The organism is Bradyrhizobium sp., assembly GCF_022844465.1.
Taxonomy (GTDB): domain Bacteria; phylum Pseudomonadota; class Alphaproteobacteria; order Rhizobiales; family Xanthobacteraceae; genus Bradyrhizobium.
In genome coordinates this window covers 59,750-76,327 of record NZ_JALHLP010000005.1, presented here as the reverse complement: position 1 = coordinate 76,327, position 16,578 = coordinate 59,750, and the positions used below count along the sequence as shown (strand labels likewise).

The window sequence follows — 16,578 nt, the reverse complement described above, 5'->3', positions numbered from 1 at the left end:
TGCCGTCTGGACTGCCCGATCATGGTCACACCCGGCCGAGCGCGAAGCCGCGCGCGATGTAGTTGCGGACGAACCAGATCACCAGGGCGCCGGGAATGATGGTGAGCACGCCGGCGGCGGCCAGCAAACCCCAATCCATCCCGGAGGCCGACACCGTGCGCGTCATGATCGCGGAGATGGGTTTGGCGTTGACCGACGTCAACGTGCGCGCCAGCAGCAACTCGACCCATGAGAACATGAAGCAGAAGAACGCGGCGACGCCGATCCCGCTCGCGATCAGCGGCACCAGGATCTTGACGAAGAATCGCGGGAACGAATAGCCGTCGAGGAACGCGGTCTCGTCGATCTCGCGCGGCACGCCGGAGACGAAGCCTTCGAGAATCCAGACCGCCAGCGGCACGTTGAAGATACAGTGCGCGAGCGCGACCGCCCACGGCGTATCGAACAGGTTGATCGCCGAATAGAGATTGAAGAACGGCAGCGCAAAGACCGCCGCCGGCGCCATGCGGTTCGACAACAGCCAGAAGAACAGGTGCTTGTCGCCGAGGAACCGGTAGCGCGAAAAGGCGTAGGCCGCCGGCAACGCCACCGAAATCGAGATCACGGTGTTGATCAGGACGTAGGTCAGCGAATTGATGTAGCCGGAATACCAGCTCTCGTCGGTGAAGATTCGCCTGTAGTTCTCGAGCGTGGGCTGATGCGGCCACAGCGTCATGGTGGTGACGATCTCGGAATTGGTCTTGAAGCTCATGTTGACGAGCCAGTAGATCGGCAGCAGCAGGAAGATCAGGAACAGCGAGATAATGAGGCGGCGCCCGGGAATCGAATGCATCACGCGGCTCCCTGCTTGACGGGGCGCTCGGCCCCGGCGTTGGTCATCACGGTGTAGAAGATCCAGCACACGATCAGGATGATCAGATTGTAGACCAGCGAAAGCGCCGCGGCCTTGCCGAGGTCGAACTGCCCGAGCGCGATCTTGACCAGTTCGATCGAGACGAAGGTGGTGGAGTTGCCGGGGCCGCCGCCGGTCACCACGAACGGCTCGGTGTAGATCATGAAACTGTCCATGAACCGCAGCAGCACCGCGATCAGCAGCACGCGGTTCATCTTAGGCAGCTGGATCGCCTTGAACACCGCCCAACGCGAGGCGCCGTCGATCTGCGCCGCCTGGTAATAGGCGTCGGGGATCGACTTCAGCCCGGCATAGCACAATAGCGCAACCAGGCTGGTCCAGTGCCACACGTCCATGACGACGACGGTGGCCCAGGCGTCGAACTCGTTGGAGACGTAGTTGTAGTCCATGCCGAGGCCGTTCAGCGTATAGCCGAGCAGGCCGATGTCGGGCCGACCAAAAATCTGCCAGATGGTTCCGACCACGTTCCAGGGTATCAGGAGCGGCAGCGCCAGGATCACCAGACAGGCGGCGACGGTCCAGCCCTGCCGCGGCATTGACAGCGCCACCACGATCCCGAGCGGCACCTCGATCGCGAGAATGATGGCCGAGAACAGCAGGTTGCGGCCGAGCGACGCCAGGAAGCGGCCGCCGAGATCGGTCGAGGGATCGAGCAGTTCCTTGAACCAGCCGACGCCGTTCCAGAAAAACTGGTTGTTGCCGAACGTGTCCTGCATCGAATAGTTCACAACCGTCATCAGCGGCAGGATCGCGGAGAACGCGACCACCAGAAACACCGGCAGCACCAGGAACCAGGCCCTTTGGTTGACGGTCTTGTCCATCAGGCAACCCCCTCGACCAGCCGGCTGTCGGCATAGACGTGAACGCGGGCGGGATCGAACACGAGCCCGACCGAATTGCCGGCTACGGAAAAGCCTGATGGCACGCGCGCGGCGAATTTCGCCTCGCCGACGCGGACGCGGGCGAAGCGGACGCGGCCGAGATCGTCGATGCGCTCGATCGTGGCCGACAGCAGGCCGGGCGCGGGAGCCGCGACCGTGACGAATTCAGGCCGAACGCCGATTTCGATATTCGCGCCGGCCGGCAGCACGCCGTAATTGCGATGCAGGCCGATGACGTGGCCATCGATCCGCGCCTCGCGCCCGCTGACCGCGGCCGGCACGATGTTCATGCCGGGTGAGCCGATGAAGTAGCCGACAAAGGTGTGCGCGGGCTTGTCGAACAGTTCCGCCGGCGTGCCGCTCTGCACCACGCGGCCGTCATGCATGACAACAACGGTGTCGGCAAACGTCAGCGCCTCGGTCTGGTCATGGGTGACGTAGATCATCGTGAGATCGAGTTCGCGATGCAGCGCCTTGAGCTTGGAGCGCAACTGCCATTTCAGTTCGGGGTCGATCACCGTCAGCGGCTCGTCGAACAGCACCGCGGCGACGTCGGATCGGACGAGGCCGCGGCCGAGCGAAATTTTCTGCTTGGCGTCGGCGGTCAGGCGCGTCGCCTTGCGGCCGAGCCAGGGCGTCAGATCGAGTAGATCGGCGATCTCCCGGACCCGCGCCTCGACATCGGCCTTCGGCACGCCGCGGTTCTCGAGCGGGAATGCGAGGTTCTCGCCAACGGTCATGGTGTCGTAGATCACCGGAAACTGGAAGACCTGCGCGATATTGCGCTTGCGGGTTGACAGTGGCGTGATGTCGACGCCGTCGAACAGGATTTTTCCCCGCGAGGGCGTCACGATTCCGGAAATCAGGTTGAGCAGCGTGGTCTTGCCGCAGCCGGAAGGTCCCAGCAGCGCATAGGCGCCGCCCTGCCGCCAGGTCATCGTCACCGGCTTCAGCGCAAACGATTCCGCAGGCGCATCATTGCCGCCGTAGGCGTGCGCGAGATCGACGAGGTCAATGCGGGCCATGTGGCATCTCCCTCAGCCGCCCAGGCTTTTTCTTGAGGCGTTTTCATGACGCGGGCCGCCATGCGCCTCGCTGGAAGCCGCCGCTCCCGGCGCGGCGACCAGCCGGTCGGCTGCGTCGAACACGAAAACATTATCGGGGTCGAGCACGGCATCGAGCAGGTGGCCGGGCTCATATTCATGGACGCCCTGGAGCACCGCGACCCAGTTCGAGGCGTCGCGTTTCAGATGCACGAAGCTTTCGGAACCCGTGATCTCGGTCACGGTGACGGTGGCGTGGAACGCGTGGCGGCCGGCGATACCGCTCGCCAGTTCGAGCTGATGGGCGCGGAAGCCGACGCGATAGGGGCCGTCGGCAAGCCCGGCATACAGCCCGGTGGCAGGCGCCTTGATACCGCCGGCATAGGCGACCTGCCCGTTTCTCTTTTCGATGCCGACGATGTTGAGCGGCGGATCGGAGAACACCTGGGCCACCCGCAAGGTGTCGGGACGATGATAGACCCTGGCGGTGTTGCCGGTCTGCAGTATGCGGCCTTCCCACATGCACACGGTGTCGCCGCCGAGCAGCAGGGCCTCCGAAGGTTCGGTCGTCGCGTAGACAAATATCGCGCCCGACGCCTCGAAGATGCGCGGCAGTTCGGCGCGCAATTCCTCGCGCAGCTTGTAATCGAGATTGGCGAGCGGCTCGTCCAGCAGCACCAGATCGGCGCCCTTGACCAGCGCGCGCGCGATCGCGGTGCGCTGCTGCTGGCCGCCGGACAATTGCAGCGGCGTGCGCTTCAGATAGGGCTCGAGCCGCAGCAGCCTGGCGGCTTCCTGGACCCGCCGGTCGATCTCCTCGCGCGGCCTGCCCTGCACCCGCAGCGGCGAGGCGATGTTCTCGTAGACCGTCAGCGACGGGTAGTTGATGAACTGCTGATAGACCATCGCGACCGAGCGCTGCCGCACGTCGAAGCCGGTGACGTCCTTGCCGTCGACCAGCACCCGGCCGCTCGCGGGCCTGTCGAGACCGGCGAGCAACCGCATGATCGAGGTCTTGCCCGACAGCGTCGGCCCGAGCAGCACGCTCAACGTGCCGCGTTCCAGCGTCAGCGAGACATCGCGAATGGTCGCCATGCCGTCCACGGTGCGGGTGACATGTTCGAGCGTGACGCTCACGGCCGCACTCCCGCTTCACGCAACGGACGTTCGCCGGGGGCGATGTTGACCTTCATCCACTGGTCGAGGGCGGCGATTTCATCGGCCGACAGCAGCAACCCGAGCTTGGACCTTCGCCAGACCACGTCTTCGGCGGTGAGTGCCCATTCGTTGGCGATGAGATAGCGGACTTCGATTTCCGTCAACGTCGCGCCGAACGGCCGACCGAGATCGGCAAGAGATTTCGCGTCGCCGAGCATTTTTTTCGCGCGCGTGCCATAGGCATGCACCAGCCGGTCGGCATGCGCCGGCGTGAGGAACGGATAGTTGCGGGCCAGTTCCGCAGCCAGCGCCGCCACCGCCGAGACGTCGAAGTCGCCGCCGGGCAGCGGCGCCTTGCCGGTCCAGCCTTGCTTCGCCTTGAGGTCCTCGCCGGGCGCGGCGCTGCGCAAATACGGCGCAAGACGTTCCAGCGCTTCCTCAGCCAGCCGCCGATAGGTGGTGATCTTGCCGCCATAGATCGACAGCAGCGGAGCGCCACCCGGCGTATCGAGTTCGAACACGTAATCGCGGGTCGCGGCCTTGGCTTCGCTGGCGCCGTCGTCGTAGAGCGGGCGGACGCCGGAATAGGTCCAGACCACGTCCGCGGGCTTCACCGGCCTCGCAAGATACGCGCTGACGGAGTCGCAGAGATAGCCGATCTCCTCGTCCGAGGCTTTCACCCTACCCGGGTCGCCGTCGTAGTCGCGGTCGGTGGTGCCAATCAGCGTGAAATCGCCCTGGTAGGGAATGACGAAGATGATGCGGCCGTCGGCGTTCTGGAACATGTAGGCGCGATCATGCGCGTAGAGCTTGCGCACCACGATGTGCGAGCCCTGCACCAGCCGCACTTTCGCCCGCGCATTGACGCCCGAGCCCGCCGCCAGCACCTGCTCGACCCAGGGACCGCCGGCGTTGACCAGCGCGCGCGCCTGGATCGTGGTGCGCGCGCCGCTCACCGTGTTCTCGGTGGTGACGCGCCAGACGCCGTCGGCCTGCCTGATCTCGACCGCGCGCGAGCGGGTGTGGATTTCGGCGCCGCGATCGGCCGCATCCCGCGCCGTCAGCACCACCAGCCGGGCGTCGTCGACAAAGCAGTCGGAATATTCGAAACCCCGGCGGTAGCGGCCGGCGATCAGGGGTTTTCCGACTTCGTCGCGGGCGAGATCGACCGAGCGCGTCGGCGGCAGCAAATGCCGGCCGCCGATATGGTCGTACAGGAACAACCCCAGCCTGAGCAGCCAGGCCGGGCGCAAGCCGGCGTGGTGCGGCAACACGAAACGCAGCGGGCGAATGATGTGGGGCGCGATCCGCCACAGGATTTCACGCTCGATCAGCGCCTCGCGTACCAGGCGGAACTCGTAATATTCGAGATAGCGCAGGCCGCCATGCACCAGTTTGGTCGACCAGGACGACGTCCCGCTCGCCAAATCATTCATTTCGCACAAGAAAACAGAATTGCCCCGGCCCGCCGCATCGCGCGCGACGCCGCAGCCATTGATGCCGCCGCCGATGATGGCGAGATCGAAGACCCTGTCCAACGAAACGCTTCCCCAGCGATCGCCTGTTCGTTTCGGCGATTTTAGTTTCGGATTGGATTAGATCACAAGAAAAAGCGAAAGCAAGGGAAAACAACTTCGGTCGGGTTGGAAGGGTCCCGGCCTCGTGGTTCGATCGGCGATCGCATCGTCCGAGGACGCGCGATAGCGCCGTCTCGAACCATGAGGCTCGTGAAGGCGACGAACCGCGCTACTTCAACCGCACCACTGTCGATGCCGCCTCGCCCGGCTCGTCGATATCTCCCGCCGGCTTCTCCATCGCCTCGACCACCTCGATGCCGCGGTGGCTGCAGATGCTGGCGAGGCCGGCCGGCAGCGGCGCGTCGGTGACGAAGGTCTGGATCTGGCTGAGATGGGCGATGCGCACCGGCGCGCTGCGGCGGAGTTTTGTGGAATCGGCGACCAGCATGACGCTGCGGGCGTTGGCGATGATCGCCTGCGCCGCCTGCACCTCGCGGTAGTCGAAATCCAGGAGCGCGCCCTCCTCGTCGATCGCGGATGCGCCGATGATGGCGTAATCGACCTTGAACTGGCCGATCAGGCTGATGGCGGTGGAGCCGATCACCGCGCCGTCGGCGCGGCGCACCGCGCCGCCCGCCACGATCACCTCGATGCGCGGGTGGCGGTACAGCAGCATCGCGACGTTGAGGTTGTTGGTGATGACGAGCAGGTCTTCGTGCGAGGTCAGCGCGCCGGCGACTTCCTCCGTGGTGGTGCCGATGTTGATGAACAGCGAGCAGCCGTTCGGAATCCGCGCCGCCGCGGCAAGGCCGATCGCCCGCTTCTCCTCCGCCGCCACGAAGCGCCGCGCCTCATAGGCGAGGTTCTCGACGCCGGAGGCGATGATCGCCCCGCCATGGATGCGCGTCAGCGAGCGCTGGTCGCAGAGGTCGTTGAGGTCCTTGCGGATGGTCTGTGCCGAGACCTCGAAGCGCCGGGCGAGATCTTCCACGATCACGCGGCCGGAGGCGCGGGCGATGTTGAGGATTTCAGTCTGGCGGTGGGACAGTCCGGCCATGGCGGCACCCTTGAAGCACAGATCCGGGGCACGTGGATGCCTGATGGTGCGGCTGATTGAGGCTGCGGTCAACGAGGGAGATCGACACGAGAGAGGTGGCCCTAGCCGAAAAAGAGTCAGAGTTAATGTCGCCGTCATTCCGGGGCGATGCGAAGCATCGAACCCGGAATCTCGAGATTCCGGGTCTGGTGCTGCGCACCATCCCGGAATGACCAAATCAGGCGCACCACGTGCGCTCGACAAAACAGCTCGCGGCTGCAAGACTGGCCGCACAATAAGACTGTGCGCAATAAGAAAATGGAGGACGCCCATGAACATCGATCGTCGTCAGTTCGCCCTGCCCTTGCTTGCCCTTGGCCTCGTCGGCATCGTCCCTGGCGCGGCGTTCGCCGGCGCGGACGAGGATGCGATCGCGAAGAACGTCGAGGCGTTCCGCGCGGCGCAGGCGGCCGGCAACGCCGACGGGATCGCCCCGCTGTGCGCGGAGGAAATGAGCTACAGCCATTCCAGCGGCGCCGTCGATGACAAGGCAACCCTGCTGGCGGGCGTCAAGAACGCGAAATACAAATGGACGACGCTCGAGTACCGGAATCCGACGATCCGTGTCGTCGGCCCGGCCGCGATCGTGCGCTTCAACTTCGTCGGCGAGCAGGAATTTGCCGCCGACGGCAAGAAGGTGCCGCAGAACCTCGCCATCCTGATGAACTGGCAGAAGCAGGGCAACGACTGGAAACTGCTGTCGCGCTCGGCAACGAAGCTCTGACAGCGGCAAACGAAGCCCCCGCGGCAGACTGTCTGCGACATCCCGGAAAAAGGCCCGGCCCTGGTTAATTCCGGGCCGGCAGCGGCGTTGCATGACCGAATGTTAAGGCGGCCACCGTTGCGCGGAAAGGCCAATTCATGCCAAAGGTGGACGCAGAACCAACCTTCTCGAATCGCTCCATTGGCCGGAGAATTGACATGATATCGAAATTCGCGCTCGCGACGCTGGTGGCGCTGGCGGCGTTCGCGCCGGTGCAGGAAGCCAAGGCACAGGAAAGCACGCTCGGCGGCGCGCTGTTCGGTGGGGCTGCGGGCGCCATTGTCGGCGGCGCGCTCGGCGGCGGCCGCGGGGCTGCGGTCGGCGCGATCGTCGGCGCCGGCACCGGTGCGGCGATCGGCGCCCAGGGCGAGCCGCGGCGCGGCGGCTATCGCTGGTACCAGGGCGCCTGCTACGTCGAGCAGCCCGGCGGCTGGCAACAGATTTCGCCGCGCTATTGCGGCGTCCAGGCGCAGTACGCGCCGGCGCCCCGCTACTACGACGACACCCCGCGCTATTACGACGACACCCCGCGCTGTATGCGCTCGCCGACCTACAATCCGCGCCGCGGCACCTTCATCGGCCGTGACGGCTACGAGCGGCCCTGCCCGTAGGCCGTTCGCCTGCCGGGAATCCGGGGCGCACCGTCCTACGACTCGCGCCTGCTGCGCCTGCGCTCGTTGGGAACGAACATTGCAAACACCTCGCGGACGCGGACCGCCGGCGTGACGTCGCGCGGCAAGCGATACTCCGTCGTGGTCATGGTTTCCTGCTGTCGCGGCGCGTAAAGCGCGCTGCCGTACAGCGATCCGTCGAACCGCCGATGGCCTTCATCGTCGTCAAGATAGGCGCCTGTAACCAGCAGCAGCGCCAGCAGCGCCGATCCCACCGTGGTGAAGTATTTGATAATTGGCATCGAGCGACGAGCCTCCCCCTTTTGAAAGGGAAAGTGCGCAGGTCGCCGTAAAGCCCAGGTTTAGGGCCGTCCAGCTTTTGCCGCAGCGGTTGGCTGGCAGTTGCCAGGTTACGAAGAATTTTAGTGAATCGATTTTTCCTTGACCGTCATTCCGAGTCTCGCGAGCCCGGAATCATCGCAACGCGGGTTACGCGGCGCGATGGATTCCGGGTCTGCGCCCTGACGGGCGCATCCCGGAATGACGGCCAGAGAGCCCTACGCCCTACGCCCTAGCCCGGCCCTGCCCCCTGCGTCGCGGTATAGACGGCGTAGAGCGACTGGCTCGCGGCCATGAACAGCCGGTTGCGCTTGGGGCCGCCGAAGCAGACGTTGCCGCACACCTCCGGCAGGCGGATGCGGCCGATCAGCTTGGCGTCCGGCGACCAGATGGTCACGCCGCTGTAGCCGACGGCGCGGCCGGCATTGCTCGAGCACCAGAGATTGCCGTTGACGTCGCAGCGCACGCCATCCGGTCCGCATTTGACGCCGTCGACCATGAAATCGCTGAACCGCTTGTAGTTGGTGAGCTTGTTGTCGGTGCCGACGTCGAACGAGAACATCTCGCCCTTGCCGCCCGGACCGGTATCGCCCGGTCCCTTGCCGGTGGAGGCGACATACAGCTTCTTGTAATCGGGCGAGAAGCAGAGGCCGTTGGGATCCGGCACCTGCTCCTCGGTCACCACGAGGTCGACGCGGCCGGACGGATCGATGCGGTAGCAATTGGTCGGCAGTTCGCGCCGGCCCGGCACAAAGCCGGCCGGCTGCCCGATCCGCGGATTGAGCCGGCCGGCGGGATTGCTCGGGCCGCCGGCGACATCGGGCTCGCCCTCATAGAGCATGCCGCCATAGGGCGGGTCGGTGAACCAGTAGCTGCCGTCGGGGTGGGCGACGACGTCGTTGGGCGAGTTGAGCTTCTTGCCGCCGAAATTGTCGGCCAGCACGGTCGCGGTGCCGTCGTGCTCATAGCGCACGACGCGGCGGGTGAGGTGCTCGCAGGAAAGCTGGCGGCCCTGGAAATCGAACGAGTTGCCGTTGGAGTTGTTGGACGGCGCGCGGAACACGCTGACATGGCCGTCATCCTCCGACCACCGCATCTGCCGGTTGTTGGGAATGTCGCTCCACAGCAGATAGCGCCCCTGCGCGCTCCAGGCCGGGCCTTCGGCCCACAGCAGCCCGGTGTGCAGGCGCGTGATTGCGGTGTTGGGCTGGGCGAGGCTGTTGAAGGACGGATCGACCGCGATGATATCAGGATCCCAGAAATAGGTGGTCGGCGCGCCGCCGGGGCCGAAATCGCGCGGCGGGCTGGTCACCGTGGACGGCGGCGCCACCGGGCCGGCTTGCGGACTTCCCTGCGCCCGCGCGCCGCCAAGCCCGGCGACCGTGGCGCCGGCTGCCATCGCCAGACCCTGGACCAGCGTTCGTCGTGAAAGCGTGGAGTCCCGATCGCGCTGCGCGTGGCGTGTCATCGCATCCTCCCAATATGTTCGCCGGCCGTTGATCCGGCATGGCAACTTAAGGTTATCCCGGTTCGCGTCCGGTTGCGAGAATTGCTTCTGGATTCTGCCCGCGAGCCCAGGCTTGCCGTTCAAGATGGCATTACCCCGGCCAACTGATGTCCGCGGCGAGGCCCGGGGGCAAGCGCCCCGGCTATGTCAGGCCCTCGTCGGGGATATTCAGCACATTGCCGCACGCCTTGCAGTGTACCGCATCGCTGTCGTGACGCTGCAGCCCGCAGGTCGGGCAGCTAAATCGGACCTTGCTCGGGCTCAACAGCGCGCGGGCAAGGTTGAAGAACAGGGTCACGCCGAAAATCATGATGACGACCGAGATCATCCGGCCGGTCGTTCCGGGCAGCGTGATGTCGCCGAAGCCGGTGGTGGTCAGCGCCGTGACGGTGAAGTACAGCGCGTCGGCATAGTTGGTGATCTGGGGATTGCGGAATTTCTGCGTTTCGTAAACGATCGCGGTCATCACGAAGATGAATACCGCAAGGTTGGTGACGGCAAAGATGACTTCCTCGTTGCGGCGGAAGAACGTGATGTCCTCGCGCAGCCGCGCCAGCATCTGGTAGTCGCGCAGCAGCCGCAATGTGCGCAGGATGCGCAGGAAGCCGCCGGGCTCCCCCGCCAGCGGCGCCAGGAATGAAACGATCGCGACCACGTCGGTCCAGGTCGAGAGTTTCGTGAACTCGCGCAGGCGATCCCGGCTCACCAGCAGCCGCGCGGCAAAATCCACCAGGATCACGACGCCGAACAGGACGTCCAGCAGTTCGGTTACGTCGTTGGAAGGCAGGAACGAGGTGGCGATGATGAACAGTACCGTAATGATATCGAAGGCTAGCAGTGCATAGCGGAAGCGGACGCCTTCCGGCGTCGCACCTTCGTAGAACTGCCTGACATAGCTTTGCAGCGAGGCAAGTGACATCGCGGCAGCATCACCCATTCGTACTCTCTGTGCAAACGACCCGATCGCGGCAACATGGCCCGGGAGAGGCTCCGCGCCGGGGGCCATCCTCGTCGCCTATGGTTCGATGAAAGCCACCTCGACGCCTTTCTTCAGCGCCCTGGCCAATCGGTCGACGTCCCAGTTGGTAAGGCGCACGCAACCGTGCGATTCCGACTTGCTGACCTTCGCGGGATGGGGCGTGCCGTGAATACCGTATCCTTCAGACGAGAGTCCGATCCAGTGCGAGCCGGCGGGGTTGTTGGGACCGGGCTTGATGGTGAAGGCTTCCTTCGATTTGACGCCCTTGAACTTGTAGTCGGGATTGTAGCGGTAGGTCGGTCGCGGATCGATCGAGGTCACCTTGAGCACGCCGCTCGGCGTCGGTTTCTCCTCGCTCCCCACGCTGGCGGGAAAGAAGGCGATCAACTCGCCGGACTTGCCAAACGCCTTCACGGTCTGCGCCGTCTTGTCGACCTCGACGCGCGTCACGGTCGGCGGCGTCTGCTTCGGCATCACCTTCACCACCGAAATCACCTGGCCGGCCTGGTCAAACGTCTTGCCAGGGTTCAGCGCCTGCAGAAGTTCCTCGCTCATGTGAAACTTCTCGGCGATCGCCTCGCGCGGACTGGTGTAGCCCAGCGAGGCCAGGTCTTTCATGTCGTCCATCCTGGCGGGGAGCTTCTTCAGAAACGGTCCCTTGACGTCCTTCTTGGTAATCTCGTAGTCGGCGATGATCGGATCAGGGCTGGTCGTTTTCAGCGCGCTCCAGACGTCAGGCGTCAGCGGCAGCTTGCCTGCCGCAAGGCCCTTGGCTTCGGCAAACGCCTTCAGGGCCTTTTCCGCGTTTTCGCCGAGCTTGCCGTCGATCTCCCCCGGCGAGAAGCCGGCGCGGTCGAGCAGGACCTGGGCCTTGACGATCGCAGGATCGATGCGGTCGCCGGCTGGTGCCTTGCCGTTGAATTCAGAGGTGTTGATCGATACGGCGTCCAGGCCGGCATGGGCCGGGCCGGCCAAGCCGAGCAGGATCATTCCGACCAGCAAGCGAATCACGGCAGCCTCCAACCCACCGCCACCTAAAGCTTTCGATGGGGCGAAGTTCCGCGGTCGCCGCATTCAGGCCGGGGTTCGAGCAGGCGTCGACCGCCGTTCCATGACGGCACTATCGAGAAAGCCATCCGGACCAGCTAATCCGGCCGTATCATCTCGAACATGTTCTCCGGCTTGATCTCGAAATAGTCACCCTGGCGGCCGGCGCGCGCGATCGGACGGGCCAGCGCGGTCTGGTAGACGCCATCCCTGATCATGGTCTTGTCGATATGCACGGCGACGACCTCGCCCAGCGTCAGCCAGCCTTGCGCCTTTGCGCCATCCTTGTCCTGCAGGTGGATGATCTGGGTCAGCTTGCATTCGAAGGCGACCGGGCTTTCGGCCACCCTCGGCACGTTGACGAGCCGGCACGGCGCAGCCGTCAGCCCCGCGATCCCGAACTCATCGACGTCACGGGCGACGTGGGCCGCCGTCGCGTTCATCTGCTGCGCCAGATCCATGGTGACGAGATTCCAGACGAACTCCCTGGTCTCCTGGACGTTCTCCGCGCTGTCCTTCCAGTTGGTCGAGGAGAAGCCGATGATCGGCGGGCGATAGCAGAAGGCGTTGAAGAAGCTGTAGGGCGCCAGGTTGACATTGCCCTTGCCGTCCCGCGAGGAGATCCACCCGATCGGACGCGGGGCGACGATCGCGGAGAATGGATCGTGTTTGAGGCCGTGGCCGTTCTTCGGCTCGTAATAGTGCAGGTCTGTCACCGGGCTTTTTCCTTGTCATTCCGGGATGGTGCGCGAGCACCAGACCGCAGGTGCGCAACTGCGCACCGGGGAATCTCGAGATTCTCAGGTGCGCAATTGCGCACCGTAGTTCGATGCTAACGCATCGCCCCGGAATGACAGGGAAGTCAACTACCCAGGACGTCAATTCGCCCTGGCGCGCGGCGAAAGGCCGGCGATGACGAAATCGATCAATTCCTCGATCGTCGGCCCCGGCTTGTTGGCGCATTGCGCGATCATCTGGGGATGGAAGAAGCGCATCATGGCGGTACAGGCGCACCCGGCCGCCAGCGGCACGTCGGCGGCCTCGAACTCGCCCGTCGCCACGCCCTGCCCGATCACGCTGCCGATGGTCTCGGTGATCCGCTCCATGTGGGCTACGCAAACGTCCCAACTCTCCTGCATCGCGATCTCGACCATCTCGTGCAGCTTGGAATCGCCGACATAGCGCTCCGCGTTCATGTGATGGATCGAGATCATCAACTCGCGCAGCCGGGTCGCCGCCGGACCGCGGCCGGCCGCGATCGTCTGCGCGGCCTGCTCGACCTCGCCCATCAGGGCGCGGGCCACGCCCTCGTGGATCGCCTTCTTCGAATCGAAGAAGCGATAGACGTTGGCCGGACTCATCCGCAGTTCCTTGGCGATGTCGGCCACCGTGGTCTTCTGGTAGCCGATCTGCCTGAACAAACGCTCCGCCACCGCGAGAATCCGCTCGCGTGTGTCGCTCTCGATGTTGTCCGAAATCAGCGTCATGTCTCACTCAATGTTCAATTATTCGGCCGCGTCGGCAAGTGGAATTGCACGGCCGCCCGCAGCCTGGTCCCTGGCCCGATGTTGCGGCGCAAGATCAGGCTGTTCGGCTTGACCGCTTTCGTCGAGGCGCTTCCTGAACCAAAGCGCATAGAGGCCCGGCAGGTACAGCAGGGTGAGGAAGGTGGCAACGAACAGGCCGCCCATGATCGTGATCGCCATCGGCCCCCAGAAAGCGGACCGCGACAGCGGGATCATGGCCAGGATCGCCGCCAGCGCGGTCAGCACCACCGGCCGGGCACGGCGGACGGTGGCCTCGACAATGGCTTCCCGGCGCGTCAGCCCTTGGGCGACGTCGGACTCGATCTGGTCGACCAGAATGACCGCGTTACGCATGATCATCCCGGCCAGCGCGATCAGGCCCAGCAGCGCCACGAAGCCGAACGGCTGGTTGGCGACATTGAGGCCGAACGAGGCGCCGATGACGCCGAGCGGCGCGGTCAGGAACACCAGCAACAGGCGCGAGAAACTCTGGAGCTGGATCATCAGCAGCGTCAGCATCGCGATCGCCATCAGCGGAAACAGCACGAAGATCGAGGCGTTGCCCTTGGCGGACTCCTCGAACGCGCCGCCCGGTTCGATCCGGTAGGCCGGCTCGAGGCGATCGCGGATCTGCTGCAGCTTCGGCCAGATCTGGTTGGTGACGTCGGGGGCCTGAACGCCGTCGGCGACGTCGGTGCGCACCGTGATCGCCATGTCGCGGTTGCGCCGCCACATGATCGGCTCCTCATGCGCATATTCGATCCTGGCGATCTGCTGCAACGGCACCGCGACACCATTGCGCGAGGTCACGGTGAGGTCGCCGACGCTGCCGAGGTCGAGCCGCTCGGAGGGCACCGCGCGCGCCACCACGCCGACCTTCTCGATACCGTCGCGGATGGTGGTGACCTGCGCGCCGGAAATCAGCATCGCGAGCGCCTGCGAGACGTCCTGCGGGGTCAGGCCTAGCGCGCGGGCGCGATCCTGATCGACCACGAGCTTCAGGTAGGGCGACTGTTCGTTCCAGTCGAGTTGCGGCTCCCGGACGTTGGAGTTCTGCCTGACGACGTCGCGCACCTGGTAGGCGATGTCGCGCACGGTGTTGGCGTCGGGGCCGATGACGCGAAACTGGACCGGAAAGCCGACCGGCGGGCCGAAGTTGAAGCGGTCGATGCGCACCCGGGCTTCGGTCAGTTCGCCGTCGGCGACCGCCTTCTCCAGCCGGGCCTTGATGCGCTCGCGGGCGGTGACGTCCTTGGAGACGATCACGATCTCGGCAAAGGCCTCGTTCGGCAATTGCGGATTGAGTCCGAGCCAGAACCGCGGCGAACCCTGGCCGACATAGGCGGTGTAGGTGGCGATGTCCTTGTCGTCCTTGAGCAGCGCCTCGGCCTTCTTCACCGATTTCTCGGTGACGTTGAAGGCGGTGCCTTCGGGCAGACGCAGTTGCAGGAACAGTTCGGGCCGCTCCGACAGCGGGAAGAATTGCTGTTGCACATTGCCGAAGCCGACGACCGAGAGCGCGAACACGCCGACGGTGGCCAGCACCACCTTGATCCGGTGATCAACGCACCACTGCACCATGCGGCGCAGGACACGATAGGTCCGCGTCTCGTAGACCGCGTGCGGGTCGTGGTTGTGGTGAACCGCGATGTTGGGCAGCAACTTGACGCCGATATAGGGCGTGAAGATCACCGCGACGAACCACGAGGCGACCAGCGCGATCGCCACGATCCAGAAGATGCCGCCGGCATATTCGCCGACCGCCGAACTGGCAAAGCCGATCGGCAGGAAGCCCACAGCCGTCACCAGCGTGCCGGTCAACATCGGAAACGCGGTCGATTCCCAGGCAAACGCGGCGGCGCGAACCCGGTCCCAACCCTGCTCCATCTTCACCACCATCATCTCCACGGCGATGATGGCGTCGTCGACCAAGAGGCCGAGCGCGATGATCAGCGCACCCAGGGTAATGCGGTGCAGGTCGATCGACATCGCGTTCATGACCACGAACACGATCGCCAGCACCAGCGGCACCGACGTCGCCACCACGATGCCGGTACGCCAGCCGAGCGCCAGGAATGAGACGAACAGCACGATCGCCAGCGCCTCGATAAACGAGGTCACGAACTCGCCGACGGCGCGCTCGACCACCTTCGGCTGGTCGGCGATCTGCTCGACATCGATGCCCTGCGGCACCGCCTTCATGAAATCGGCGGTCGCCTGCTGCACCTGCTTGCCAAGGTCGAGGATGTTGGCGCCCTTGGCGGTGACCACGCCGATGCCGAGTGCGGGCTTGCCCTCCTGGCGGGCGACGAAGGTCGGCGGATCGACGAAGCCGCGGGTGACGGTGGCGATATCGCCGAGCCGGAACACCCGGCCGTTGCTCTCGACCGGGGTCGCCGCGACCGCCTCGACGCCGTCCAGCGCGCCGGTGACCCGCAGCGGCACGCGCTGCGCGGAGGTTTCGACGGTGCCCGCCGGCGTGACGTTGTTCTGTTTGGCGAGCGAATCGAACAGTGCCTGCGGCGTAACGCCGAGCGTCGCCAGCTTGGCGTGGGAGAACTCGACGAAGACGCGCTCCTCCTGGGCGCCATAGAGATTGACCTTGGTGACATCAGGCACCTTCAGCAGCCGCTGGCGCAGGCCTTCGGCGGCCTTCTTCAAGTGCGCGTAGTCGGCGCCCTCGCCGGTCATCATGTAGAGAATGGAATCGACGTCGGAAAACTCGTCGTTCACGGTCGGGCCCAGCAGGCCCGCCGGCAATTGGCCCTGCACGTCGGCAAGCTTCTTGCGCAACAGATAAAACAGGTAGGGCACGTCTTTGGCCGGGGTCGAATCCCTGAACGTGACCTGCATCGCCGTGAACGACGGCTTGGAATAGGTCTGCACCTTTTCGAAGTATGGCAGCTCCTGCAGTTTCTTCTCGATGGGATCGGCGACCTGGGTCTGCATTTCCTTTGCCGTGGCGCCCGGCCAGATCGCCGAGACGTTGACAACCTTGACGGTAAAGGACGGATCCTCGGCGCGACCGAGCCCGCGGTAGGAGAAGAAGCCGGCAACACCGAGCACGATCATCAGGAACAGGATCAGGGTCGGATGGGCCACCGCCCAGCGCGAGAGATTGAAGCGCTTCATGTCAGTCTCCAACTTCGAAATCTCAATGCAACTGCCCCGTCATTGCGGGCCAACGGATCGCGCGAA

General features: G+C 64.9%; 15 protein-coding genes. 2 read left to right on the top strand and 13 right to left on the bottom strand.

Annotated features, from left to right (window positions below; all coding sequences use genetic code 11):
* Positions 1 to 25: 25 nt before the first annotated feature.
* From Q0D31_RS11525 to Q0D31_RS11500, 6 genes are all read right to left on the bottom strand, one after another.
* Complete coding sequence (locus Q0D31_RS11525; protein ID WP_291850162.1) at positions 26 to 832, bottom strand: carbohydrate ABC transporter permease; 807 nt, start codon at positions 830 to 832, stop codon at positions 26 to 28.
* Positions 832 to 1,734: a sugar ABC transporter permease gene (locus Q0D31_RS11520; RefSeq protein WP_291850159.1), complete on the bottom strand. Its 903-nt coding sequence runs from the start codon at positions 1,732 to 1,734 to the stop codon at positions 832 to 834. The genes Q0D31_RS11525 and Q0D31_RS11520 overlap by 1 nt, the downstream gene beginning before the upstream one ends.
* The gene (locus Q0D31_RS11515; protein WP_291850156.1) at positions 1,734 to 2,819 is read right to left on the bottom strand and encodes an ABC transporter ATP-binding protein; all 1,086 of its coding nucleotides are present in this window, start codon (positions 2,817 to 2,819) and stop codon (positions 1,734 to 1,736) included. The genes Q0D31_RS11520 and Q0D31_RS11515 overlap by 1 nt, the downstream gene beginning before the upstream one ends.
* Before the next feature lie 12 nt (positions 2,820 to 2,831).
* Entirely contained in the window at positions 2,832 to 3,974 is a 1,143-nt protein-coding gene (locus tag Q0D31_RS11510; protein WP_291850151.1) for an ABC transporter ATP-binding protein, read from the bottom strand.
* A complete protein-coding gene (gene glpD / locus Q0D31_RS11505; RefSeq protein WP_291850148.1) occupies positions 3,971 to 5,533 on the bottom strand; it encodes a glycerol-3-phosphate dehydrogenase in 1,563 nt (520 codons plus the stop codon). The genes Q0D31_RS11510 and glpD overlap by 4 nt, the downstream gene beginning before the upstream one ends.
* Positions 5,534 to 5,741: 208 nt before the next feature.
* Complete coding sequence (locus tag Q0D31_RS11500) at positions 5,742 to 6,569, bottom strand: DeoR/GlpR family DNA-binding transcription regulator (RefSeq protein WP_291850145.1); 828 nt, start codon at positions 6,567 to 6,569, stop codon at positions 5,742 to 5,744.
* A gap of 310 nt (positions 6,570 to 6,879) precedes the next feature.
* Here Q0D31_RS11500 and Q0D31_RS11495 point away from each other — a divergent pair, with 310 nt between their 5' ends.
* Together Q0D31_RS11495 and Q0D31_RS11490 are read left to right on the top strand one after the other, a co-directional pair.
* The gene (locus Q0D31_RS11495; RefSeq protein WP_291850142.1) at positions 6,880 to 7,332 is read left to right on the top strand and encodes a nuclear transport factor 2 family protein; all 453 of its coding nucleotides are present in this window, start codon (positions 6,880 to 6,882) and stop codon (positions 7,330 to 7,332) included.
* A gap of 197 nt (positions 7,333 to 7,529) precedes the next feature.
* A complete protein-coding gene (locus Q0D31_RS11490; RefSeq protein ID WP_291850139.1) occupies positions 7,530 to 7,982 on the top strand; it encodes a glycine zipper domain-containing protein in 453 nt (150 codons plus the stop codon).
* A 35-nt stretch (positions 7,983 to 8,017) separates the two neighbouring features.
* Here the strand turns inward: Q0D31_RS11490 and Q0D31_RS11485 are convergent, their stop codons facing one another.
* The 7 genes from Q0D31_RS11485 to Q0D31_RS11455 form a co-directional block, all read right to left on the bottom strand.
* Positions 8,018 to 8,284, bottom strand: coding sequence for a hypothetical protein (locus Q0D31_RS11485; protein WP_291850135.1), 267 nt, complete (start codon positions 8,282 to 8,284; stop codon positions 8,018 to 8,020).
* Between the two features lie 269 nt (positions 8,285 to 8,553).
* Positions 8,554 to 9,789 (bottom strand): SMP-30/gluconolactonase/LRE family protein, encoded by a 1,236-nt coding sequence (locus Q0D31_RS11480; RefSeq protein WP_291850132.1) that lies wholly within the window; start codon positions 9,787 to 9,789, stop codon positions 8,554 to 8,556.
* 181 nt (positions 9,790 to 9,970) lie between these two features.
* Complete coding sequence (locus Q0D31_RS11475; protein ID WP_291850657.1) at positions 9,971 to 10,747, bottom strand: potassium channel family protein; 777 nt, start codon at positions 10,745 to 10,747, stop codon at positions 9,971 to 9,973.
* 96 nt (positions 10,748 to 10,843) lie between these two features.
* On the bottom strand, positions 10,844 to 11,818 hold the full coding sequence (locus tag Q0D31_RS11470; protein ID WP_291850129.1) for a L,D-transpeptidase family protein: 975 nt from the start codon (positions 11,816 to 11,818) through the stop codon (positions 10,844 to 10,846).
* A gap of 134 nt (positions 11,819 to 11,952) precedes the next feature.
* On the bottom strand, positions 11,953 to 12,570 hold the full coding sequence (locus Q0D31_RS11465) for a flavin reductase family protein (protein WP_291850125.1): 618 nt from the start codon (positions 12,568 to 12,570) through the stop codon (positions 11,953 to 11,955).
* 162 nt (positions 12,571 to 12,732) lie between these two features.
* Positions 12,733 to 13,341, bottom strand: a complete 609-nt coding sequence (locus tag Q0D31_RS11460; RefSeq protein ID WP_291850122.1) for a TetR/AcrR family transcriptional regulator — start codon at positions 13,339 to 13,341, stop codon at positions 12,733 to 12,735.
* Positions 13,342 to 13,359: 18 nt separating this feature from the next.
* Positions 13,360 to 16,512, bottom strand: a complete 3,153-nt coding sequence (locus Q0D31_RS11455; RefSeq protein ID WP_291850119.1) for an efflux RND transporter permease subunit — start codon at positions 16,510 to 16,512, stop codon at positions 13,360 to 13,362.
* Between the last annotated feature and the right edge of the window lie 66 nt (positions 16,513 to 16,578).